The sequence below is a fragment of the Enterobacter sp. MGH 4 genome, assembly GCF_000534735.1.
GTDB lineage: Bacteria > Pseudomonadota > Gammaproteobacteria > Enterobacterales > Enterobacteriaceae > Enterobacter > Enterobacter intestinihominis.
Genome location: NZ_KI973297.1, coordinates 145966 through 167872, shown reverse-complemented (window position 1 = coordinate 167872; position 21907 = coordinate 145966). Strand labels below are relative to the sequence as shown.

At 59.4% G+C, this 21907-nt stretch carries 25 protein-coding genes; 6 read left to right on the top strand and 19 right to left on the bottom strand.

The features are described 5' to 3' along the window. From L350_RS02085 to L350_RS02155, 15 genes are all read right to left on the bottom strand, one after another. Nucleotides 1–579, bottom strand: a complete 579-nt coding sequence (locus L350_RS02085; RefSeq protein ID WP_032626841.1) for a DUF3261 domain-containing protein — start codon at nt 577–579, stop codon at nt 1–3. Further along, nucleotides 576–2897 (bottom strand): MMPL family transporter, encoded by a 2322-nt coding sequence (locus tag L350_RS02090; RefSeq protein ID WP_032626839.1) that lies wholly within the window; start codon nt 2895–2897, stop codon nt 576–578. Before L350_RS02090 ends, L350_RS02085 begins: the two co-directional genes overlap by 4 nt. Then, a complete protein-coding gene (locus L350_RS02095) occupies nt 2866–3471 on the bottom strand; it encodes an outer membrane lipoprotein carrier protein LolA (RefSeq protein WP_023307141.1) in 606 nt (201 codons plus the stop codon). The genes L350_RS02090 and L350_RS02095 overlap by 32 nt, the downstream gene beginning before the upstream one ends. Beyond that, the gene (locus L350_RS02100) at nt 3468–3890 is read right to left on the bottom strand and encodes an acyl-CoA thioesterase (RefSeq protein ID WP_006812302.1); all 423 of its coding nucleotides are present in this window, start codon (nt 3888–3890) and stop codon (nt 3468–3470) included. Before L350_RS02100 ends, L350_RS02095 begins: the two co-directional genes overlap by 4 nt. A 3-nt stretch (nt 3891–3893) precedes the next feature. Then, complete coding sequence (locus tag L350_RS02105; RefSeq protein ID WP_032626837.1) at nt 3894–5585, bottom strand: glycosyltransferase family 2 protein; 1692 nt, start codon at nt 5583–5585, stop codon at nt 3894–3896. Next, a complete protein-coding gene (locus L350_RS02110; RefSeq protein WP_022649683.1) occupies nt 5576–5926 on the bottom strand; it encodes an ApeI family dehydratase in 351 nt (116 codons plus the stop codon). Before L350_RS02110 ends, L350_RS02105 begins: the two co-directional genes overlap by 10 nt. Continuing rightward, nucleotides 5913–7259: an AMP-binding protein gene (locus tag L350_RS02115; RefSeq protein ID WP_023307139.1), complete on the bottom strand. Its 1347-nt coding sequence runs from the start codon at nt 7257–7259 to the stop codon at nt 5913–5915. Before L350_RS02115 ends, L350_RS02110 begins: the two co-directional genes overlap by 14 nt. Continuing rightward, nucleotides 7252–7851, bottom strand: a complete 600-nt coding sequence (locus L350_RS02120) for a COG4648 family protein (protein WP_022649681.1) — start codon at nt 7849–7851, stop codon at nt 7252–7254. Before L350_RS02120 ends, L350_RS02115 begins: the two co-directional genes overlap by 8 nt. Next, a complete protein-coding gene (locus tag L350_RS02125; RefSeq protein WP_022649680.1) occupies nt 7823–8074 on the bottom strand; it encodes an acyl carrier protein in 252 nt (83 codons plus the stop codon). The genes L350_RS02120 and L350_RS02125 overlap by 29 nt, the downstream gene beginning before the upstream one ends. Before the next feature lie 11 nt (nt 8075–8085). After that, a complete protein-coding gene (locus tag L350_RS02130; protein WP_003861263.1) occupies nt 8086–8343 on the bottom strand; it encodes a phosphopantetheine-binding protein in 258 nt (85 codons plus the stop codon). Next, nucleotides 8324–9139, bottom strand: a complete 816-nt coding sequence (locus tag L350_RS02135; protein ID WP_023307138.1) for a lysophospholipid acyltransferase family protein — start codon at nt 9137–9139, stop codon at nt 8324–8326. The genes L350_RS02130 and L350_RS02135 overlap by 20 nt, the downstream gene beginning before the upstream one ends. Beyond that, entirely contained in the window at nt 9136–9858 is a 723-nt protein-coding gene (locus L350_RS02140) for a beta-ketoacyl synthase chain length factor (protein WP_023307137.1), read from the bottom strand. Before L350_RS02140 ends, L350_RS02135 begins: the two co-directional genes overlap by 4 nt. A 125-nt stretch (nt 9859–9983) precedes the next feature. After that, nucleotides 9984–11033: an AI-2E family transporter gene (locus tag L350_RS02145; RefSeq protein ID WP_003861270.1), complete on the bottom strand. Its 1050-nt coding sequence runs from the start codon at nt 11031–11033 to the stop codon at nt 9984–9986. Nucleotides 11034–11168: 135 nt separating this feature from the next. Continuing rightward, complete coding sequence (locus L350_RS02150) at nt 11169–11726, bottom strand: DcrB family lipoprotein (RefSeq protein WP_022649677.1); 558 nt, start codon at nt 11724–11726, stop codon at nt 11169–11171. Between the two features lie 72 nt (nt 11727–11798). Beyond that, nucleotides 11799–12464, bottom strand: a complete 666-nt coding sequence (locus L350_RS02155) for a 7-cyano-7-deazaguanine/7-aminomethyl-7-deazaguanine transporter (RefSeq protein ID WP_022649676.1) — start codon at nt 12462–12464, stop codon at nt 11799–11801. A 169-nt stretch (nt 12465–12633) separates the two neighbouring features. Here L350_RS02155 and tusA point away from each other — a divergent pair, with 169 nt between their 5' ends. The 4 genes from tusA (at nt 12634) to L350_RS02175 (ending at nt 15901) form a co-directional block, all read left to right on the top strand. Further along, nucleotides 12634–12876: a sulfurtransferase TusA gene (tusA, locus tag L350_RS02160; RefSeq protein ID WP_023307136.1), complete on the top strand. Its 243-nt coding sequence runs from the start codon at nt 12634–12636 to the stop codon at nt 12874–12876. 234 nt (nt 12877–13110) lie between these two features. After that, entirely contained in the window at nt 13111–14082 is a 972-nt protein-coding gene (locus L350_RS02165; protein ID WP_023307135.1) for a TRAP transporter substrate-binding protein, read from the top strand. A 12-nt stretch (nt 14083–14094) separates the two neighbouring features. Further along, nucleotides 14095–14604, top strand: coding sequence for a TRAP transporter small permease (locus L350_RS02170; RefSeq protein ID WP_023298808.1), 510 nt, complete (start codon nt 14095–14097; stop codon nt 14602–14604). Between the two features lie 10 nt (nt 14605–14614). Next, entirely contained in the window at nt 14615–15901 is a 1287-nt protein-coding gene (locus L350_RS02175) for a TRAP transporter large permease (protein WP_022649674.1), read from the top strand. A gap of 89 nt (nt 15902–15990) precedes the next feature. Here the strand turns inward: L350_RS02175 and zntA are convergent, their stop codons facing one another. Beyond that, the gene (gene zntA / locus L350_RS02180; RefSeq protein ID WP_032626834.1) at nt 15991–18162 is read right to left on the bottom strand and encodes a Zn(II)/Cd(II)/Pb(II) translocating P-type ATPase ZntA; all 2172 of its coding nucleotides are present in this window, start codon (nt 18160–18162) and stop codon (nt 15991–15993) included. Nucleotides 18163–18238: 76 nt separating this feature from the next. After that, on the bottom strand, nt 18239–18865 hold the full coding sequence (locus L350_RS02185) for a lysoplasmalogenase (RefSeq protein WP_022649672.1): 627 nt from the start codon (nt 18863–18865) through the stop codon (nt 18239–18241). A gap of 129 nt (nt 18866–18994) precedes the next feature. On the opposite strand from L350_RS02185, the gene L350_RS02190 reads away from it, so the two are divergent. After that, on the top strand, nt 18995–19354 hold the full coding sequence (locus L350_RS02190; protein WP_022649671.1) for a DUF2500 domain-containing protein: 360 nt from the start codon (nt 18995–18997) through the stop codon (nt 19352–19354). Between the two features lie 97 nt (nt 19355–19451). Here the strand turns inward: L350_RS02190 and L350_RS02195 are convergent, their stop codons facing one another. After that, on the bottom strand, nt 19452–19733 hold the full coding sequence (locus tag L350_RS02195) for a DUF1145 family protein (protein WP_022649670.1): 282 nt from the start codon (nt 19731–19733) through the stop codon (nt 19452–19454). Then, nucleotides 19717–20319, bottom strand: a complete 603-nt coding sequence (gene rsmD, locus L350_RS02200; RefSeq protein WP_022649669.1) for a 16S rRNA (guanine(966)-N(2))-methyltransferase — start codon at nt 20317–20319, stop codon at nt 19717–19719. Before rsmD ends, L350_RS02195 begins: the two co-directional genes overlap by 17 nt. Nucleotides 20320–20445: 126 nt before the next feature. Here rsmD and ftsY point away from each other — a divergent pair, with 126 nt between their 5' ends. Next, nucleotides 20446–21906, top strand: coding sequence for a signal recognition particle-docking protein FtsY (gene ftsY / locus L350_RS02205; RefSeq protein WP_023298805.1), 1461 nt, complete (start codon nt 20446–20448; stop codon nt 21904–21906). Nucleotide 21907 lies beyond the last annotated feature (1 nt).

Here is a 21907-nt window from a genome sequence, read left to right as displayed (position 1 = left end):
TCAGTCACCCAGATATTGAATGGTGATGTGGTAGTGAAAAGCGTGCTGCACAATGCTAATCGGTTCGCGCCTGCCGTTACGGTTCAGGTAGGCAATTTCCGTGACCAGTTTGCCATCGGGGTTGCGCAGTTCGCGTCTGGTGTCAGTATCGTTCAGCGTCCAGCCTTTCGGCAACTGCGGCTGCCAGGCGCTGAGAGGCCAGTGGCTGAGCATCACGTCGGCCAGCACCTGGCTGGCGGGCGGCAGCTGGGGCATCACAACCGACTGCTCGGTGTGGATCCCGGTGTCGTCGTAGGTGGCGAGGAACAGGCGGATCCCGACGGAGGAGAGGCCGGCAAGCGTCACTTTATTTCCATCGGCGTTCAGCATCACCAGCAGCGACTGGGTCTGGCCTTTAAAACTGCCGGTAAGCAACTGCTGCGCGCGGATGGCAGGCGTGATGCCCGGCGGTGGCAGCGTGACGCGGGTACCGGGCTGTAGCCAGGCCTGAGGGCGCGCGTCATCGCGGTTCGACGTATGGCTACACCCCGCCAGCAACAGGGCCATCATCACTGCCGCCAGGCGAATGAAACGGGTCATGGTAAGTTCTCTTTGTTAGTCGGCATCGCCAGCGGGGCGAGCAGGAACGCGGTGAAGATACCGCTCACCAGCACAATGCCAAAGCTGCTGATGGCCTGAGTGGTGCTGAACACCAGCATTCCCAGCGTCAGCAGGGTGGTCATCATGGCGAGGGTAATCGCCAGCATGGAGGTCAGCGGCGTGCCGCGCGGGTTGCTGAAAAACAGCGTGTAGTTGATGCCAATGCCGAGGACCAGCACCAGCGCCAGCAGGGAAAACAGGTTCACCGGATGGCCCGTCACGGCCAGCGCCGCCAGCCCGCCGCCCAGCGACAGCACGGACGGCACCAGCGCCACCAGCCCTTTTCGCCAGCCGAGGCGCACCACCGCGCCGCAGGCAATCACCGCCAGCGCCACGCCCAGCAGCCCCGTCAGCAGCGCGCGGTAGAGTGCAAACAGGCTGTCGAAGCTGGCCTTACGGTCAACCCAGACGACTCCGGGATGGCGGGCGGCCAGCTCACCGAGCGCAGCGCTGTTTCTGACGCCATCGACCGGGACCAGCACACCGCTTTTGCCGTTCGGCAGCGTCAGCCACAGCAAACGCCAGCCCTCGCTGGCCGGGCTGGCGAGCCACGCCTCCACGCTGACAGGCATGGCGTTCAGATTCGGGGCGACGGCATTCAGCCCCGTGCTTTGCAGCATTTTCGTCACCGTCGGCGCGGCGTTACGCAGAAGTTGCAGATCGCTGTTCTGCCGCGCCAGCGAGTTCAGCGGCAGGGTGCGCCAGCGGGTTAATTCTCCGGCTTTTTGCGCCTGCGCCAGCGCCGGGGTAAACGCCTCCAGCCGCTCCAGCGTTTCCTGAGCCGACGCGCCATACACTACGAACCACTTCTGATCGACATTTTGCCCGGTCAGGGCGGTGATGGTTTTTTCCTGCGCCAGAATGTCCTGCGGCAGCGCCTGAAGCCGGGCGATATCGTCATCCACCCGCAGGCTGGCGATCCCGATGGCGGAGAGCAGCGCCAGTGCTACCGGCAGCCCGACGGAGAGGGCTTTGCTGTCGCGCCAGGCGTTCAGCCAGCGCTGCATCATCCCTCTCAGGGGGATCGGGCGAACCGGCATGCCACGGCACAACCACGGGTGCCAGAAAATTACCGTCAGGCACGAGGCGCTCAGCCCTGCGGCGGCGAACACCGCCATCTGACGAATACCGGGGAAGGGGGCCAGCATCATGAAGAGATACGCCACGACGGTAGTCAGCAGCGCCAGCAGCAGCGCGTTACGCACTTTTGCCAGGCTTTGCCAGGGCGAGTGTTCCGCGCCGTGCACCATCCGCTCCGTGAGGTAGTAAATCGTATAGTCCGCCGAGATGCCGATGATGCTCATGCTCATCACCAGCGTCATCAGGTGCAGCTCACCGAACAGCAGGAGCGTCACGACCGTCCCCGCCAGCGCGCCGATGGCAATGGAGAGCAGGCTCAGCAGCAGCGGACGCACGGAGCGAAACACCGACACAATCAGCAGGATCACCCCGAGCACCGTGGCGACGCCAAGCGTGGAAATATCGTTTTTAGCCTGCTGGCTGGCGTAATCGCTGTAGAACACCGTCCCGCGCGAGAGCAGCTGCGCCTGTGGATACTGGCTTTTCAGCGTCTGCTGCATCGCGTTGAGGGTGGTCACCAGCTGGTGGGTTTGCTGTATATCAAACGAAGAGCCTGCCAGCTCGCCGTGCAGCAGATACCAGTAGTTCCCGGCCGCATCTTTTGTCACCAGCCAGCCGTCCATCAGCTGCATCTTCTGGCTGTTCTTCGCCAACGCGAGCTGCGCGCCGCGCATCAGCATCAGCGGATCGTTTTGCAGCTCCTTGCCGCTCACGCCGGAAAAAGCGGAGTAGAGCTGGGACAGGATCCACTGAGCCTGCGCTTCACCGCCGTTTTGCAGGCGGGCGCGGGTGGCCGGATCGACCAGGCCATTGCGGTGCTGCCAGAAGAAATCTCCCCAGGCCTGTTGCCCGGCGGCATCCAGCGGACCTTTTACGACACTCAGCGCCTGGCTGCGTTGCAGCAGGGTTAACCACTGCTGCGCCACGCGCGGGTCCGGCTGTTTACCAGGGCTGACCAGCCAGATGAGCTGGCGGTCGAGGCGCTGCATAAATCCGTCGTTGAGGGCGGGAGGGATCGCGCCGAGCGTCTGTTTCGGCAGCATGGCGAGCACGCTGCTGTTCAGCCGCGCGCCAGGCAGCAGCGACAGCAGCACGCCCAGCAGGATCAGGCATACCGCGGCCCACAGCAGCGCCGGGCGCAGGGCGTTACGGTGCGGCAAAGCGCTGGCGTTCTGCATCGGTCAGGCGGGCGGGCGTCAGTTGGTGGCGGGAGAGGGCGATATCCGTCGTGTCGCCCTGCTTATCGTTCAGGCGAATGGATTCCAGATAGATCGCGCCCTTCAAATCAAGGGTGGCGAAAATCTTGTCCAGCGGCGTGGTAACGGGCGTCAGCACCAGCGACCAGCGGCCTTCGCCCAGGTCTTTGAAATCGATGCGGAAGTTCTCTTCCAGCACCTTGCGGTCGGCCTGGAACAGCGCCCGCAGCAGATGGTTGAACTGGAACATCTGCGGGTTAGTGTCGGCGGTAATGGTCTGCGGCGGCTGACCGTTGACGATTTGCACCATCCGTTTGTCATCCAGCAGCAGCGTCATCGGGAACGGCGCTTTTTGATCCCACAGCAGGCCATTGTCACGGGCGATCAGCATCTCCCCCTGCGAGCGCAGGGGCTGAGGCATGTCCTTGATCGTGCGGGTCTGTTCGAAGTGTGCGCGCACCACCGGTTGCTCCGCAAACCGCTGTTGCAGTTCATCCAGCGTGACCGCGTTCACCAGCGGGCTTACCAGCAGCGCGAGTAGCGTTATCCACTTCATGGCGCGATCCCCATGCGTTCGAACAGAATGGCCGGGCTGACAAAGCACATCTCCCGGCTTGCTTCTTCCACCGCCACCTGAATGGTGTAGCCGGTGGTGGTGCGTTTCCCGGTTTGCGCGTCGAAGATTTGATAGGCGATGCGCAGACGGTTTTCAACCTCTTCAATATGGGCGCGGACGCGAATGCGCTGCTCGAAGGTCACCGCGTCGCGGTATTTCACCCGGGTATCCACCACCGGCCAGACGTAGCCGGACGCTTTCATCTGGCGATAGCCGTAATCAAACTGGTTGAGCAGCGCTTCGCGGGCAATCTCAAAATAGCGGAAATAGTTGCCGTGCCACACCACGCCCATCATATCGACGTCGTGGAACGGAACGGTGATTTCAACTTCAGCCGTAAAGCGGGGATCGGTCAGCACCCTTTACTCCTTCTCGTTGACCTCTGGCAGCTGCCAGAAATCGAAAAAATTAAACCAGTCGAGAGGCGACAAGAGCGCGTAATGCTCCAGCCGCTGCGCATAGCGATCGACGGTCTGCTGTAGCGCCTGCTGGCGTTCGCCGCGCGGCAGCAGCAGCGGGTCGGCAAACGGCTCGCAGTGCAGGGTCAGCTTTCCCTGCTGGCAGAGGGCAAAAATCAGCACCACCGGGCAGCGCAATAGGGACGCCAGGATAAACGGTCCCTGCGGGAACGGCGCGGGCTGGCCCATAAATTCGCTCCATATCACCCGCCAGCTGCCGCCGCGCTGCGGGGTGACGGCGATGCGATCGCCCACGATCGCCACCCATTCGCCGCGATCCAGCTTCTCTTTAATGAGGATGGCGGTCTCCGGGCCAATGTCGGTGACCGGCATCAGGTGAATGCCCGCCTGCGGCGCCATCTCCTCCATCACCTGTTTAAAACGCTGAGCATTGTCGCTAAAGACCAGCGCGTTGATGGTTTTCGCCCCTTCGCGCTGGGCCAGCGCCCGGCAGGCTTCCACATCGCCAAGATGCGACGCGAGCAGCAGTTTGCCCTGAGGATCGTCAAGACCCAGCGCCTCCTGCGCGCCTGGCGCAAAGACCAGATCGCGATGAAGCTTCATTTCGCCGCGCCAGCTGGCCACTTTGTTCAGCATGGCATGACCGAAGCGCAGGAAGTGGGAAAAACTGTTAAGCCGTGCGGGTTGCGGCATTTGCCGCTGTGCCATCACCGTTTTAACCCGCGTCAGCCACTGCTGCGACGCCTGACGCGCAGCGCGGGCGGCCAGCCAGTAGACGGCCGTAACCGGCCACAGCAGGATGGTAAACGCCTTTCGCCCCAGCAACTGCCAGACGCGCAGCATCAGGCGCATGCCCCATAATCCTTTCACCTCCTGCTGCTGCGCCCAGTGCTGCGAGTGGCGACGCATCAGCAGGGAAGGAATGCGCGGCAGCATGCCGAGAAACAGACGGGTATGCATCAACGAGATGCGCACGTTGTCTTTCAGGGCATCGAAATGGGATACCCCGTCCGGCGGATAGGTCACGCGGGTGGGCAGAAAATAGCTGGTGTTGCCCTGCCAGTAGAGGCGCACCATCACTTCAGTATCAAAATCCATCCGCCTGCCGAGCGGCGTGCCCGCCGCCAGGCGCATTACCGGCGCTATCGGGTAAACGCGAAACCCGCACATGCTGTCTTTCAGTTGCAGGGAGAGGGTTTCAATCCAGACCCAGACGTGTGTTATCCAGCGCCCGTACAGGCGCGAACGGGGGATCGAGTCATCATAAACGGGCTGACCGGAAATGAGCGCATCGGGATGGCGTTCGGCCAGCGCCAGCAGTTTGGGGATGTCTTCAATAGCGTGCTGGCCGTCAGCGTCCACCTGAACGGCGTGGGTGAAGCCGCGATCGGCACAGGCTTTCAGCCCCTGCATCACCGCCGCGCCTTTGCCGCTGTTTTCGGCGAGGCGCAGCAGCGTGACCTGCGGACGATCCGCCGCCAGCGCTTCAAGCGTGCGGCGCGTGGTTTCATCACTGCCGTCGTCCACCACCAGACAGGGCAGATCGAAAGGCGCCAGGCGCGCCAGCACCGAAGCCATCATCGCCCCGTGGTTGTAGCACGGGATCAGGACGCAGGGACGGAAGGTTACTGACATAAGCGAATCTTCCCGCTGCTGGCGGTGTGGCGCTCGTTACCCGCATGGCGCTGGTAGCTAAAGGTCAGCATCTGGCGTTCGGGCTGCCAGGCAAGGAGCAGCGTGACCGTGTTCTCCGGCAACAGCGGGGCGGCGAACTTCACGTTCTGAATACTGTGAAAACGGTAGCCCGGCGCCAGCGCGGCAGCGTAATGCATCACCCGGTCGAGCTGGGCCACGCCCGGCAGCAGCGGCTGTACGGCGAAATGTCCCTTAAACCAGAGCAGGTCAGGATCAAGATAAAGGGTTATCTCCAGATATCCGGGGCCAGGCTCGCGGCGTTCGATTTCAGGGATTTTCATGAAACAACTCCTGTAGCTGCGCAGTTACGCGCTTGTTCATGCTATTGACCGGAATTTCATCAACGATCCGCCAGTAGCGCGGCACGGCAACCGGTTCAAGCCAGGGGCGAAGGGCGCGACGCCAGGCGAGCTCCTGCGCTTTTTTGCTCTGTTCGTGTTGCTGACGCACCGCTTCATTCAGCACCAGCAATACGCCAATACCCTGACGCCCGCCGCGCGTCACCGTCAGCGCGGCGGCTTCGCGGATGCCGTCCAGCGCCAGCAGGCGGCGCTCAATGTCATCGAGCGAAATGCGCTTATCTTCAATTTTGACCACCCGACCGCGGCGCCCGACGAGGCTGAACTGCCCGTCAGCCGTGAAGTGCAGGATATCATCCAGCAGGACCCCCTCCGCCTCGGGGATCAGCGGCGACGTCACGCGATCGCCGTGAAACGTCACGCCGGGGAAAGGCTGCCAGCGGATGCTTTCCTCCTGACGGTAGCGCCAGGCCATTACGCCTGTTTCCGTGCTGCCGTATATTTCATCCGGCCAGACGTTGAGCCAGGCCTGAACCGCGGCGACCTCCTGCCAGGGCAGCGCGCCGCCAGCGGAGAAGAGCAGGTTGACGGGGGGCGGCGTCAGCGACGCGTCCAGCCGCTTGAGAAACGCCGGACTGCTGATGAAAAGATAGCGTTTATTGTCGGGAAGGGCAGAGAGCTGCTCGGCATAGTTGAGCAGGCTGGCGTGCAGCGGCAGGCCGAGCGCCATGGGTAAGACGACACGAAACGTCAGGCCATACAGGTGGTGCAGCACCACGGAAGCGACGACGTGACAGCCTGCCAGACGATCGCCAAAATGTTCCGCCAGCAGACGAGCCTCACGATCCAGGCTGACTACCGGCTTACTCACCCGCTGCGGCGTGCCGGTCGAGCCGGAGGTGTAAAGCTCGATCGTGCGCATCTCATCGATGGCAGGCAGCGGTGAAAAGGGATGGCCTGCCCGCTGAGCGGAAGCAACCCGCAGCTGTCGCCCCTGAAAATCGAGCGTGGTGTCGCTCAGGACGCCGCTGAACAGCGCCCGCTGTTCGTTAAGCTGTGCCGCCCGGCTGTGCCCGGGGAGGACCGGCGTTTTACCCGCATGCAGCGTCGCCAGCAGCGCGACAATAAACAGATAGCCGTTTTCGATGCACAGCGCCCAGCGCTCGCCTTCTTCATCACGCAGCGTGTCGACCAGCTGAGTGACGTCGTGGCGCAGATCGCCAAGCGTCCAGAGATGGTTGTCCTGCCAGGCGACAGGGGTGTCGTCAGGGCGGGGGGCACTGAGCCACTGGCTAAGCGGGAGAGGGTTAAGCATCGTTTTTCATCACCCGTTGTCGCACCAGCCACTCGCCGGCCATCAGCGTGCCCATCAGGAGATAGGCAATCATCCCGTTCCACAGCGTCCACAGACGGATATCGGCGTGTACTACGGTAAACAGCGCGATCGCCCCGTTAATAATAAAAAAGCCGCACCAGACCCGGGTAACCCGGCGCGTGTAACGTACCCCGACGGGGGAGAGATCCGGTTCACGCAGGCGCGCCAGCCGTTCGACGACAGGCATTGCCGTCCACAGCGAACCGCCAAACACCACCAGCATCACCAGATTCACCACCACCGGATAAAACAGCACCCACTGGTGCGCGTGCAGGACGTAGCTCGCCGCGCAAAGCGCTATGCCAGCCAGCGCCACGCTCACGAAAAGATAACGCAGGGGACCGCCCTGCCGACGGGCCTGGCAGACGCGTAACAGCAGCACCAGCGCCATCACGGGCAGTATCCCGTGCAGGCTATTATTCGCCAGCCCGAAGCCGATCAAAAACGGCCATGCCAGCAGCATCAGCCCCGTCAGGGCGGGAAGAACTGGAATCGAACGCACGTTACGCGTCGCGCTGAAGCTGTTCCACAACGTCCACGACGTCCTGCACCGTGCGCACCGCTTTGAAGGTTTCGGGCTTGATTTTATGGCCCGTCTTCTTTTGCAGGTGCACTACCATATCGACGGCATCAATGCTGTCGAGATCCAGATCCTCGTAAAGCCGTGCCTCAGGGGTAATATCCTCCGGAGCGACTTCAAACAGCGTAATAAGAAGCGCAGAGACTTCCTGATAAATCGTTTGTTGTTCTGTCATAGCGGTCATTCTCAGGCGCGTTGTTGATGAATAAAAGCCGCGAGCGTGGCAACGGAATAGAAGTGCTGACGCATCTCGTCACTTTCGGCAGAAAGCACTACGCCGTACTGATTTTTTACCGCCAGCCCCAGCTCAAGGGCGTCGATTGAGTCCAGACCGAGGCCGTCGCCAAAGAGCGCGGCGTCTGTATCAATATCCTCTGGGGTAAGTTCTTCCAGATTCAGCGTAGAGATAATGAGATTCTTAATTTCAAGATAGAGCGCTTGCATCTTTCGTTCCTGACAAAGATTGAAGACCGGTTGTTAACTGATGCTGCATATGCCGGTTTAACTGCCTTGCTGCCAGCGCCGGTTCGTGCTGACTCGCATCATAAAAATCATGAATGTTGATGCGTTCGCGAACATCCACGGTGAAAACAGGTTTGTTGGGGGGCACGTTATACCAGTTGCTCTGTTTATCCAGCATCCGTTCGCTACAGTGGATCACCACCACGCGCACGGCGCTGTTGCAGCGAACGGCGATATTCGCCGCCCCACGTTGCAGGGTCATGGCTTCTCCCACCCGGGTGCGGGTGCCTTCAGGGAAGATAAGCAGGGTGTCGCCCTGGGCCAGACGCTGCTGGCTTGCGGCAAGCAGCGTGTCGGCTTCGCTGTTAATCAGATAGTCCGCCGCGCGGATCACGCCGCTGACGAACGGGTTACGCAGCAACGCGCTTTTCACCAGACAGTCAGTTTCGTTCATCACCGACGCCAGCAGAACGTAGTCCAGCAGCGAGGGATGGTTCGCAATCACCAGACAGCCCCGCTCGGCGCGCAAAACGTCCTGGTTGTTGAAACGGTAATCCAGTACCCCTACACCGCGTACCACCGCGAGGAACAGGCGGAAACTGGCAGAAATAGTGCGGCGTGCCAGGCGGCGACGTTGGGTGCGGTCACGCTGGAAAATCAGCAGCAGGTTAAACCACACCAGCGACAGCGTCAGCCCGCCGAGGCCGAACAGGGCGAAGCACAATCCGGTCATCAGCATGCGCCATACCCGATCGAGGCGGGAACGTAACCCTCTCATTGGCGCGTCCATTGCCACAGCAGGCGCTCGCCCGGCAGGGTAAACTGGCGCTCGTCCCGCAGGTAATGGCGCAGGAACTGCAGGCTTTGCGGCAGCGCGGGCTCTTCAGGCCTGCGGTTGGCGTGCGTTTCACAGCTGAGCGTATTTCCGGCCTCAATTACCAGCGCCAGCGCGTAGGGCCAGACGGGCATCTGCGGCGGCAGCCCGGCGTGATAAAACTCCGGCAGCAGACCGTCGAAATCTACCAGCAACACGCGTGAGTAGCCCGCATGTAGCAGACTCAGCACCTCGCATAAGCTCTGCTGGAAGGTATCCATACCGGCGGAAACCGACGAAGAGACAACAGGCTGACGCGCGGCGATAGTGAGATTGCCGACCGCCGAGTTGTGTACCGACATGGCAAAATCGGTGGGGGAAACGGGCTGATCTGCCGCCAGGGCCTGGAGAATACGAAAATTGCGTTCCAGCTCCCCGTGACGGCTGCTGTAGACGACGGCGTCGATGCGGTGTTTGCGCAGCATCATCAGGCCAAGATCAACGGCCAGCTTGCTGCCTGAATTCAGGCGGCGGGCGGTCATCATCGGCAGATCGGTCAGTTTCGCCAGCGGTGCATCAGGATCGATGGCGTCAGACCGGCGTGACCATGCCTGCCATTCGTCGGCATCGCTGAGTCCTGGCGCTCTTGCCTGCCAGTCGATAAGGGTAAGTGTAAATTTCATCTACGCGCGTCCGCGATAAACCTGTTTCTGTGACTTTTTCTTCGCCAGCGCGATTTGCTGCGCACATCGTACAATGTTGTCGTCGCGCTGGCGAATAAACGTCACTTTTAACCCTTTCCACCCGGTTATCCCGGCAAACGACTTTTTGGCCGACCCGGACCCAGCAGAATGGCGAGTTTACTGCCTCCTTTCGTGGTTTCCATCCAGATTTTACAGACGCTGGTGAGCGGCACGGAGAGCAGCATGCCCACCGGTCCCAGCAGCCATCCCCAGATCAGTAACGATAAAAACACCACCATCGTCGACATGCCCAGACGGTGACCCATCATGCGCGGTTCGAGAATATTGCCCAGCACCATATGCACGACGAGGAACAGCGCCCCTACCAGCATGCACTCATAAAAACCGTTAAACAGGAACGCCTGGATCATCGGCGGAACGGCAGAAAGCACCGCGCCGATATTGGGCACGTAGTTCAGTAAAAACGCCAGCACGCCCCACATCAGCGCGAACTGCACGTCCAGCAGCACCAGCCCCAGCCAGACGATCACGCCGGTCCACAGGCTTAACAGCGTTTTCAGCGCCAGATATTTGGACACACCCTTCAGCGCGCGATGCAAGCCGGCAATGTGGATCTGCGGATTGTTCAGGGCAAAACGCAGCTTATACGGCACGTGGCGCACTTCGAACAGCATAAACACCACCGTCATCACCAGCAGCAGAATGCTGGCCATTGCCCCGGAAAGCCCGGTCATCAACGTGGTGGCGTAGGTCATCACCTTCTCGGAATCCATCCGGCGCAGCATCCGTTCCGGTGAGATATGCAGATTAACGAACGGCAACATGCGCTGGAGATCGACCAGCTTGCGCGTCAGCTCTTTATTGTACTGCGGCAGCATGGTGGAAAATTCGCTCAGCGAGGCGGCGAGCACGCCGAACAGCGCCGTCAGGACAACCAGCATCACCATCACCACAATGGTAATCGCGACCGGGCGGCTGATGCCCCGGCGTAAAAACCACGTCACCAGCGGGTTGAGGACGATGGCGAAAAACAGCGCCAGCAGAAGCTGAACAATGATATCTGCCGCCGCATGGATACCCGCAAGGATAACCACCAGGCAGGCGAGTTTTAATAAAATATGAAGTCCGGCTTTGTCGGGCGGGCTGGCAGTCATAAGAATTCCTTTTTCCGGGGGGCTTGCTAATTGTAGTGCGCCGGATTCGCTTCGTCTGGAGCGTTAGTCTTAAAGTCATGGAAAAAAAATGGCCCCCGGCGCAAGCGACGGAGGCCACGTCATCCTGGTGAACGATTACTGGATCACAAGGGTGTTAATGATGTTTTCAGCGGTTGCCTGCGCTTTTTGCTGATTATCTGCAGGCAGAGTGATCTGCATGGTCAGCAGTTTATTATCTACCTTGCCGAGAACCACGGAGGAGTAAGCGGTCTGGCCTTTGGCGGAGATGATGCTGTCCAGCTGTTGCAGCGTGTGGCCTTTCAGCTCGATAGACTTATTGGTCACCACCTGAAGCTGCGGGTCGCGGCTGCGCTGCTGATCTTCCAGACGTTTGGACAGCACACCCAGATCTTCGCTGGTATCGTCACCGACAATCACAATGACTGCTTTTTGCCCGGTGGCATCGGAATAGACGTGCATGTTGTTCGCCTGGGTGCCCAGCTTACCGCTCTGATCGGTCATGTCCGCGGGCAGAGAGAAACTGAGTTTGCCATCCATCAGGCTCACCGGCTGACCGGTGGCGTTGCTTTCTGCTGACGCGCCCTGAGCAGGCGTTTTGGTGTCGCTGTTATCACAGGCTGCAAGGCCAACAACCAGCAGGCCAATCCCGACATATTTAACCAGATTGCGCATTGACTTCTTCCTTTCGATAAACGGCCATAGCGGCTCATTCGTTCATCTTATCACAACTGATAAAGCGAACCCTTAACCTGCCTGCAATGCGGAGATTTCCGATTTATCTGCCAGTCTTTTCAGCAGCATATTCAACAGCACGCCGTACATCGGCAGGAAGAAGACCAGGCTGATAAGCACCTTAAAGGCGTAGTCCACCAGAGCGATTTCCATCCAGTGTTCTGCCATGAAGGCGTCCGGGCTGCGCCAGAAGGCAATGAAGAAGAAGGCCAGCGTATCGCTCACGTTACCGAACAGCGTGGAAGCCGTTGGTGCCATCCACCAGCGATGGTTCTGACGCAGGCGGTTAAACACGTGGACATCGAGGATCTGCCCCAGGGCATAGGCCATAAAGCTGGCGGCGGCAATACGCGCGACGAACAGGTTGAAATGCGTCAGGGCTTCGAAGCCCTGCCAGCTTCCCATGTAAAACAGCGAGGAGATGGCGTAGGAGACAAACAGTGCCGGGATCATCACCGCAAAAATAATCCGCCGCGCCAGCGGTGCGCCAAAAATACGCACGGTTAAATCCGTCGCAAGGAAAATAAACGGGAAACTGAACGCGCCCCAGGTGGTATGGAAACCAAAAATGGAGATGGGGAGCTGTACCAGATAGTTACTGGAGATGATCACCAGCAGATGAAATAGCGAAAGCCAGAACAACGCCTTGACGCGTTGCGATTGTGTAAAGGAGTTCATATTGTACCTTTTTGATTAATATTTGGGGTGAGGGAACCCAATAAAGCCGCCGCATGATACTGCTTTAACGACACTTTGCAATGGCTAATTTTCACGCAATCGTTAACCTGGTTTGCATTGGCGATAGCGGGGCGTAAACTACAGCCGTTTTTACCTGAACGAGAAGAACATGACCGACCTGTTTTCCAGCCCAGACCACACGCTTGATGCTCAGGGCCTCCGTTGCCCGGAGCCGGTAATGATGGTGCGTAAGACCGTCCGTAACATGCAGAGCGGCGAAACGCTGCTGATCGTCGCCGATGACCCGGCCACTACCCGCGATATTCCCGGTTTTTGTACCTTTATGGAACATGAACTGGTAGCGCAGCAAACCGAGACCTTGCCGTACCGGTATGTGATTCGTAAGGGGTAAGTGCGACCTGATGCCCGGCGGCGCTTCGCTTGCACGGGCCTACGGGTGTAGTAGGTCGGGTAAGGCGCAGCCGCCACCCGACAAGCACCCATCACAATTTCGAACCATCGTTTCAAAATTTCGCGCTTTTTGTGAGGCGCTTCACCCTCCTTTTTCCAGCCGTAGTCTAATTTTTAAACGTCAAAAACTAAAACATCGTTTTAACGCTTATTTCACTACCCTGGAGTTGACTCAATGAAAACGACCCTCAAGCCGTTACTGGCTGCTCTGTGCCTGTCTGCTTTTGCCTGCACCGTTTCTGCCCAGACCATCAAAGCCGCCGATGTGCATCCTGAAGGCTACCCGAACGTGGTGGCGGTTCAGCAGATGGGTGAAAAACTCAAACAACAAACCGATGGCAAGCTGGAGATTAAGGTCTTCCCCGGCGGCGTGCTGGGGGATGAAAAGCAGATGATTGAGCAGGCGCAGATGGGGGCGATAGACATGATCCGCGTCTCTATGGCGCCGGTTGCCGCCATCCTGCCGGATATCGAAGTGTTTACGCTGCCCTACGTATTCCGCGATGAAGACCACATGCACAAGGTGATCGACGGGGATATCGGCAAGCAGATTGGCGACAAGCTGACCGCCAACCCGAAATCGCGCCTGGTCTTCCTCGGCTGGATGGATTCCGGCACCCGTAACCTGATCACCAAAGAGCCGATCGTCAAACCGGACGATCTGAAAGGGAAGAAAATCCGCGTGCAGGGCAGCCCGGTGGCGCTGGCCACGCTGAAAGCGATGGGGGCGAACTCGGTGGCGATGGGCGTCAGCGAGGTTTACAGCGGCATGCAGACCGGGGTGATCGACGGCGCGGAGAACAACCCGCCAACCTTTATCGCCCACAACTATATGCCGGTCGCCAAAAACTACACGCTGAGCGGCCACTTCATCACCCCGGAAATGCTGCTCTATTCCAAAGTGAAATGGGACAAGCTCAGCGCTGACGAACAGCAAAAGATCCTGGTGCTGGCCCGCGAAGCGCAGTTCGAGCAGCGCAAGCTGTGGAATGCGTATAACGACCAGGCGCTGGCAAAAATGAAGGCTGGCGGCGTGAAGTTCCACGATATCGACAAAACGGTGTTCATCAAAGCCACTGAGCCGGTGCGCGCGCAGTATGGCGACAAGCATCAGGATCTGATGAAAGCCATCGCTGACGTTCAGTAATCCGGAGTACGTATGTCCGAACTCTACCTGAAGTGGATGGATCGTCTGTACCTGCTCGCCATGGCGGTGGCGGGTCTCTCGCTGCTGGTGATGACGATTGTCATCCCCATCGGCATCTTCTCACGCTACGTGCTCAATCGCGGCGAATCCTGGCCGGAGCCGATCGCCATTATCTGCATGGTGACGTTTACCTTCATCGGCGCGGCGGTGAGCTACCGCGCCGGGTCGCATATTGCGGTCAACATGCTTACCGACCGCCTGCCCGCGTCGCTGCAAAGGCTGTGCGCGCGGGTAGTGGATCTGCTGATGCTGCTTATTTCTGGCCTGATGTGCTGGTACAGCTACTGGCTGTGCGTTGAGCTGTGGGAGCAGCCGGTGGCGGAGTTTCCGCTCTTGACCTCCGGCGAAAGCTATCTGCCTCTGCCTGTCGGGTCGGCCATTTTGATCCTGTTTGTGCTTGAACGCCTGCTGTTTGGCTCGCAGGAAAACCGTCCGGTCGTGCTGATCGGCAATCACAGTTAAGGGGTGAACAATGGATGCTTTTGTTTTGTTATTCACCCTCGCCATTTTGCTGGCGCTGGGGATGCCGGTGGCCTTCGCCGTCGGCTTAAGCGCCGTGGCGGGCGCGCTGTGGATTGACCTGCCGCTGGAGGCGCTGATGATCCAGATCACCAGCGGGGTCAATAAATTTACCCTGCTGGCAATCCCGTTCTTCATTCTTGCCGGGGCGATCATGGCGGAAGGGGGCATTGCCCGACGGCTGGTGAATTTCGCCTACGTGTTCGTCGGCTTTATCCGCGGTGGGCTGTCGCTGGTGAACATTGTCGCCTCGACGTTCTTCGGCGCGATTTCCGGCTCGTCGGTGGCGGATACGGCGTCTATCGGCAGCGTGATGATCCCGGAGATGGAGAAGAAGGGTTATCCGCGCGAATACGCGGCGGCGGTGACGGCCAGCGGGTCGGTGCAGGCGATTCTGATCCCGCCCAGCCACAACTCGGTGATTTACTCCCTGGCGGCGGGGGGAACGGTCTCCATCGCCACGCTGTTTATCGCGGGCGTGCTGCCGGGCCTGCTGCTGGGCGTGAGCCTGATGGTGCTCTGCCTGTGCTTCGCCCGCAAGCGCGGCTACCCGAAGGGGGACAAAATCCCGTTCAGGCAGGCGCTGAAAATTATGCTCGATGCCCTGTGGGGGCTGATGACGGTGGTGATTATCCTCGGCGGGATCTTGTCCGGGATTTTTACCGCCACCGAATCTGCCGCCGTGGCCTGCCTGTGGGCGTTCTTCGTCACCATGTTTATCTACCGCGACTACAAGTGGAGCGAACTGCCGAAGCTGATGTGCCGCACGGTGAAAACCGTCACCATCGTGATGATTTTAATCGGCTTTGCCGCGGCGTTTGGGGCGGTGATGACCTACATGCAACTGCCGATGCGCATCACCGAATTCTTCACATCGCTCTCCGATAACAAGTACGTGATCCTCATGTACCTCAACATCATGCTGCTGCTGATTGGCACGCTGATGGACATGGCGCCGATCATCCTGATCCTGACGCCGGTGCTGCTGCCGGTGACCAATGCACTGGGTATCGACCCGGTGCATTTTGGGATGATCATGATGGTTAACCTGGGGATTGGGCTGATCACGCCGCCGGTCGGGTCGGTGCTGTTTGTGGCGAGTGCGGTGAGTAAGCAGAAGATCGAACACGTGGTGCGGGCGATGCTGCCGTTTTACGGTATGTTGCTGGTCGTGCTGGGGATGGTGACGTACATTCCGGCGATTTCATTGTGGTTGCCGGGGCTGTTAGGAATGCAGTGACGCGTGCGGCCTGATGCCCTCACCCCGGCCCTCTCCCGCGGGGAGAGGGGGTAAACACGAGAAACGGCAACCCGGTTGCCGTTTCACTTTTACCTTTGACGCAACAACCGCAACGCGTTCGCCGTAACCAGCACCGTCGCCCCCGTATCCGCCAGTACCGCCAGCCACAGTCCGGTCATGCCGAGCAGCGTGGTGACCAGGAAAATCCCCTTCAGACCCAGCGCAATGGCGATGTTCTGCCGAATATTGGCGCGCGTCGCCCGCGCAAGTTCTATCATCTGCGCCAGCCCGGTCAGGCGGTTGTGCGTCAGCGCCGCGTCGGCGGTCTCCAGTGCCACGTCGGTGCCGCTGCCCATCGCAATGCCGATGGTGGAAGCTTTCATTGCCGGGGCATCGTTTATTCCGTCCCCGACCATCGCCAGCGGGGCGTTGCTGTTCAGCTCGGTTACCGCGCTGACTTTATCCGCAGGCAACAATCCGGCCTTAAACTCCAGCCCCAGCTCGCCTGCAATCGCCGCCGCCGCGCGCGGATTATCGCCGGTCAGGATCACGCCCTGTACTCCCAGCCTGTGCAGTGCGTCGACGGCCTCTTTCGCATCGTCACGCAGGGTGTCGCGCAGCGCCAGCATGCCCATCGGCACACCGTCCTGCATCACGGTAATGACCGTCTGCCCGGCCTGCTCCAGCGCCTCAACCTGTGGAGTAGAGCGCGCGTCCGCCGCGGCGATCAGCACTTTTTTGCCTTCGACCACAGCTTCAATCCCTGACCCGACCAGCGCTCGCTGGGCCGTTGCCGGAGGGATGTTCAGCCCGCGCCCCTTCGCTTCACGTACAATCGCCTGCGCCAGAGGGTGGGTGGAACCCTGCTCCACGGCAGCGGCCAGCGTCAGCAGGGCGTCTTCACTGATGTCCTGCGGATACACGCCGGTCACCTGCGGCCTGCCGACGGTCAGCGTGCCGGTTTTATCGAAGGCGATGTGCTGGACCTGACTCAGCTGTTCCAGCGCCGCGCCGCCCTTAATCAGCGCCCCGCGACGTGCCGCCGCCGCCAGCCCGGAGGTAATCGCCGCCGGGGTGGAGATCACCAGCGCACACGGACAGCCGATCAGCAGCAGCGTCAGCCCTTTGTAAATCCAGCCCTCCCACGGCGCGCCGAAGAACAGCGGCGGGACGACGGTGACCAGCAGCGCCACCAGCATGATGGCGGGGGTGTAAATCCGGCTGAAGCGATCGATAAAGCGTTCTACCGGCGCGCGGCGCTCCTCGGCCTCTTCAATCAGCCTGAGGATGCGGTCGATGGCGCTGTCGCCCGGTTCGGAAATGACCGTCAACTGCACCAGTCGGTCGACGCTGGTGGCGCCCGCAGGCACCTTTTCACCCGCCGCGCGCGCAACCGGGATGGATTCCCCGGTCAGGGCACTTTCGTCAAAACTTGCGGTGGCGGTAACGAGGGCCCCATCGGCTGGCAGACGTCCGCCTGCGGGCACTTCAATCACGTCACCCGGGCGCAGGGTGTTGATGGCGACCGTTTCACGCTGACCATCAATAACTCGCGTGGCGGTTTCCGGCTTTAGCGCCATCAGCGCGCTCACCCCTTTACGCGCCCGGCTCGCCGCCCAGCCCTCAAGGCGTTCGCCAATTAAGAACAGCAGCAGCACCATCGCCGCTTCCGCCGTCGCGCCAATAAACAGCGCCCCGATAGCCGCCACGCTCATCAGCGTTTCGATGGCAAACCAGCTGCCGCTTCTCATCAGACGCAGCGCCTGACGGGCAATCGGGAACAGGCCAACCAGCGTGGTGGCGATAAACGCCAGGTTGCCGAACGGGTGGTTGATCTGCTCCAGCCCCCAGCTCAGGGCCATCATGATGATGAGGGTGATAAGGGGCAGGTTTTCTTTTAGCGGAGACGTTTTTTCTGCGGGCGCCGTTTCGCTGCGCAGGGTATAACCCGCTTTGCTGACGGCGGCTTCAACCTGTCTGCTGACGTCGTTTTCGGCGCTGACCAGCAGCTTTTCGGTAGCGAACAGCACCTGAACGTGGCTCACGCCCGGCACCTGCTTCACCGCGTTTTTCACTTTGCGGGCGCAGGCCGCGCAGTCCATGCCGTTGACGACCCAGCTGTAGTGATTGCCGCTTTCAGGCAGCGTTTGAGTTTGCGTTTCGCATGCGCCCTCGCAGCAGCAGTCCTCTTTTGGCGGAACCGGGCTGAGCTTAAGTGCCGAGAATTGGGGAACTTTTTTAGGTATTTCTGGAGTCGACATGGCAGTCTCCGGTAATGATAATTTTCTCATTAACCGCAGCATACACTCTGGAGTCGACTCCAGAGTCAAGCGTTATTTAGATATACAGTGAACGCACAATGAGGAAGTGTCCGGCAAAGTAACAGGCGGCAGAAATCGCATTATCCGCACGGAAGCGGCGGCGATAGTGGCTGCCCAGCCAGACGATGTTACCCAACAGCAACAGTGCGGCACCGAAGAACGCGGACATCGCAGGCGCTGTCGGACGGAAGAACCACAGCTCGCCCGCCAGCCACACCATCACCAGCGTCATGGCGATAAACGTACACACCGGCAGACGCATCTCTTCCAGACGCGACCAGATCACCGCGATCAGCAGGGCGCCAATCACCAGCAGCACCAGCGGCAGCGGCCAGAAGATGGAGAGCGTCATCTGGCTGGCAAAGTAGATGGTATAGAGCAGATGCGACAGGAAGAATGCCCCCACGGCGTACAGCAGACGCTGGCGCGGCAGCAGGGTTAAGGCATCGCCAATCAGGGACGCACACAGCCCCGCGAGGACAAGATAGCTGATGGCGTTAAACATCGGTGCCTGCCAGGCAAGCAACAGCAGGAGCAATAGCGTGACGGGTTTAAACAACCAGCGCTGCCAGGCTGGGCCACGGTAAGACGCATCGACGTAAAGCCATGCGGAAAAACAGACAGCGATAAATGACCAAAGCATATTAACTCCCTGTAACTGTTGAGGCTGAATGATCAGTTTCTGATCCAGTGTAGTGACGCGAGCGGGCGTTTGGCAATGCCGGGGCAGGCGAGGTATCCTGAATTCCGCATAATCTGATGGGATTTTTCAATGAGCAAGATGCCGCTGTTTTTTATTGTCGTGCTGGCGATTATCGTCATTGCCGCCTCGTTTCGCTTCGTGCAGCAGCGCCGTGAGAAGGCCGACAACGATGCCGCGCCGCTGATGCAAAAGCGCGTGGTGGTGACGAACAAGCGCGAGAAACCGCTTAATGACCGCCGATCCCGCCAGCAGCAGGTGACGCCTGCGGGCACAACGATGCGCTATGAAGCGAGCTTTAAGCCGGAAACCGGCGGGCTGGAGATGACCTTCCGACTGGAGGCGCAGCAGTACCACCAGCTGACGGTGGGGGAGAAAGGCACGCTGAGCTACAAAGGGTCGCGGTTTGAAGGGTTTGAACCGGAGCAGTAATTTTCCCCTCACCCCGGCCCTCTCCCCGAAGGGGAGAGGGTGTAAGCGTCCCCTCTCCCTGTGGGAGAGGGTTAGGGTGAGGGCATCTGGCCGCACCTTACTTCTTCACCTGCGCCTTAAACTTCTTCATCCACACCAGCAGCTCAAATACGCCGAAAATAAACACCCGCAGCTGCTGCCAGCCGGTCATCGGTGGGCTATCTTTCGGCAGTCCGTTTTTCAGCATCACCATCTGTAAGGCATGCATGAACGCGGTAAAAATCAGCGCCACGTTAATGAAGATATTCAGCGGACGCGGGAACGGGTGCACCAGATTCAAAATCAAAAAAGCCCAGACGCCCAGCATCAGCAAGCGCCCTACGTTAATCAGTACTGGCATCGGATCCTCCTTGTGCCTGACGGTGATACAGACGATAAGCCACCTGGCCGGCGACCTTCTCGCGGTGCAGATCCCAGTGAACGGGAACGGGCGGTAGACCATTTTCCACTTCGCTTTCAACGTAAATCAGCGCGTCGTCTGCCAGCCAGCCATTTTTTTCCAGCAACGATAATGTCTCTTCCAGCAGCCCTTTACGGAACGGCGGGTCAACAAACACCACGTTGAACGGCGTCCCCTGTTGCGCGAGGAAGCTCAGCGTGTTGGTATTCACCACTTTGGCGTTGGTTGCTTTCAGCGTAGCCAAATTTTGCTGCAACGTCTGCGCGACGCCGCGCTCCATCTCCAGCAGCGTGGCGCTCGCAGCATAGCGCGACAGCGCTTCCAGCCCTAATGCACCGCTTCCGGCGAAGCAGTCCAGGCAATGGGCGTCTACCATTGACGGGGCGAGCCAGTTAAACAGCGTCTCGCGAACGCGGTCCGTGGTAGGGCGTAAACCGGGGCTGTCCGGCACCGGTAATTTCCGGCCTCGCCACTGACCGCCGATAATGCGAATTTGACCGGCCGGGGCGCGGGTGGGTTTCTTCATCTCAGGAAAGCTCTGTTAACAATGCCCTGCGATTGCGGGCGGTGATGTCAATTAAGTAAAGTGTTAGACTATTTCATCATTTTTTTAGCTTCCCTGTATATAGCGCCGCGAGGAGTGTAGTCGCAGATGGCAAAACAAAAAAAACGTGGCTTCTTTTCCTGGTTGGGTTTCGGTGAAAAAGAGCAAGAAACAGAACAGAAAACCGAAGAACAGCAGGTTGTAGAAGAGCAGTCACAGCCTGAAACGCCTGTCGAAACCGCTGCGGTTGTCGAAGCGGAAGAGCCAGCCCACAGCAAAGAAGAGATTGAATCCTTTGCCGAAGAGGTGGTTGAGGTTACCGAACAGGTTCAGGAGAGCGAAAAACCAGAGCCGGTTATCGTTGAAACCCTTACCGAAGCGCCGCAGGCCGCTATCGAACACGAAGCGCTGCCGCTGCCGGAAGAGGTGAAAGCTGAAGAGGTTTCTGCCGAAGAGTGGCAGGCCGAAGCGGAAACCGTTGAAATTGTTGAGGCGGTGGAAGAAGAAGCGGCCCTTGAGCCAGAGCTGACCGACGAAGAGCTGGAGGCCCAGGCGCTGGCGGCGGAAGCGGCTGAAGAAGCGGTCATCGTCGTGCCGGTGGAAGAGCAGGCCGAAGAAGAGATCGTTCAGGAGCAGGAAAAACCGACCAAAGAAGGTTTCTTCGCGCGCCTGAAGCGCAGCCTGCTCAAAACCAAAGAAAACTTAGGTTCCGGATTTATCAGTCTGTTCCGCGGCAAGAAGATCGACGACGATCTGTTTGAGGAGCTGGAAGAGCAACTGCTGATTGCGGACGTGGGCGTGGAAACCACCCGGAAAATCATCGCCAACCTGACCGAAGGGGCGAACCGCAAACAGCTGCGTGACGCCGAGGCGCTGTACGGCCTGCTGAAAGACGAGATGGGTGAAATTCTCGCAAAAGTTGACGAACCGCTTAATATTGAAGGCAAAATGCCCTTTGTTATTCTGATGGTTGGCGTCAACGGCGTGGGTAAAACCACCACCATCGGCAAGCTGGCGCGCCAGTTTGAGCAGCAGGGCAAATCGGTGATGCTGGCGGCGGGCGATACCTTCCGTGCGGCAGCGGTGGAACAGCTCCAGGTGTGGGGCCAGCGCAACAATATTCCGGTCATTGCCCAGCACACCGGCGCGGATTCCGCGTCCGTGATTTTCGATGCCATCCAGGCGGCGAAGTCGCGTAACGTGGACGTGCTGATTGCAGATACCGCAGGGCGTTTGCAGAACAAATCGCACCTGATGGAAGAGCTGAAGAAAATCGTTCGCGTCATGAAGAAGCTGGACGAAGATGCACCGCATGAAATTATGCTGACTATCGACGCCAGCACCGGACAGAACGCCATCAGCCAGGCGAAGCTGTTCAATGAAGCGGTAGGACTGACCGGGATCACGCTGACCAAGCTGGACGGCACCGCGAAAGGCGGGGTGATCTTCTCCGTGGCCGACCAGTTCGGCATTCCTATCCGTTACATCGGTGTGGGCGAGCGTATTGAGGATTTACGTCCGTTTAAAGCGGACGACTTTATTGAGGCACTATTTGCCCGAGAGGACTAAC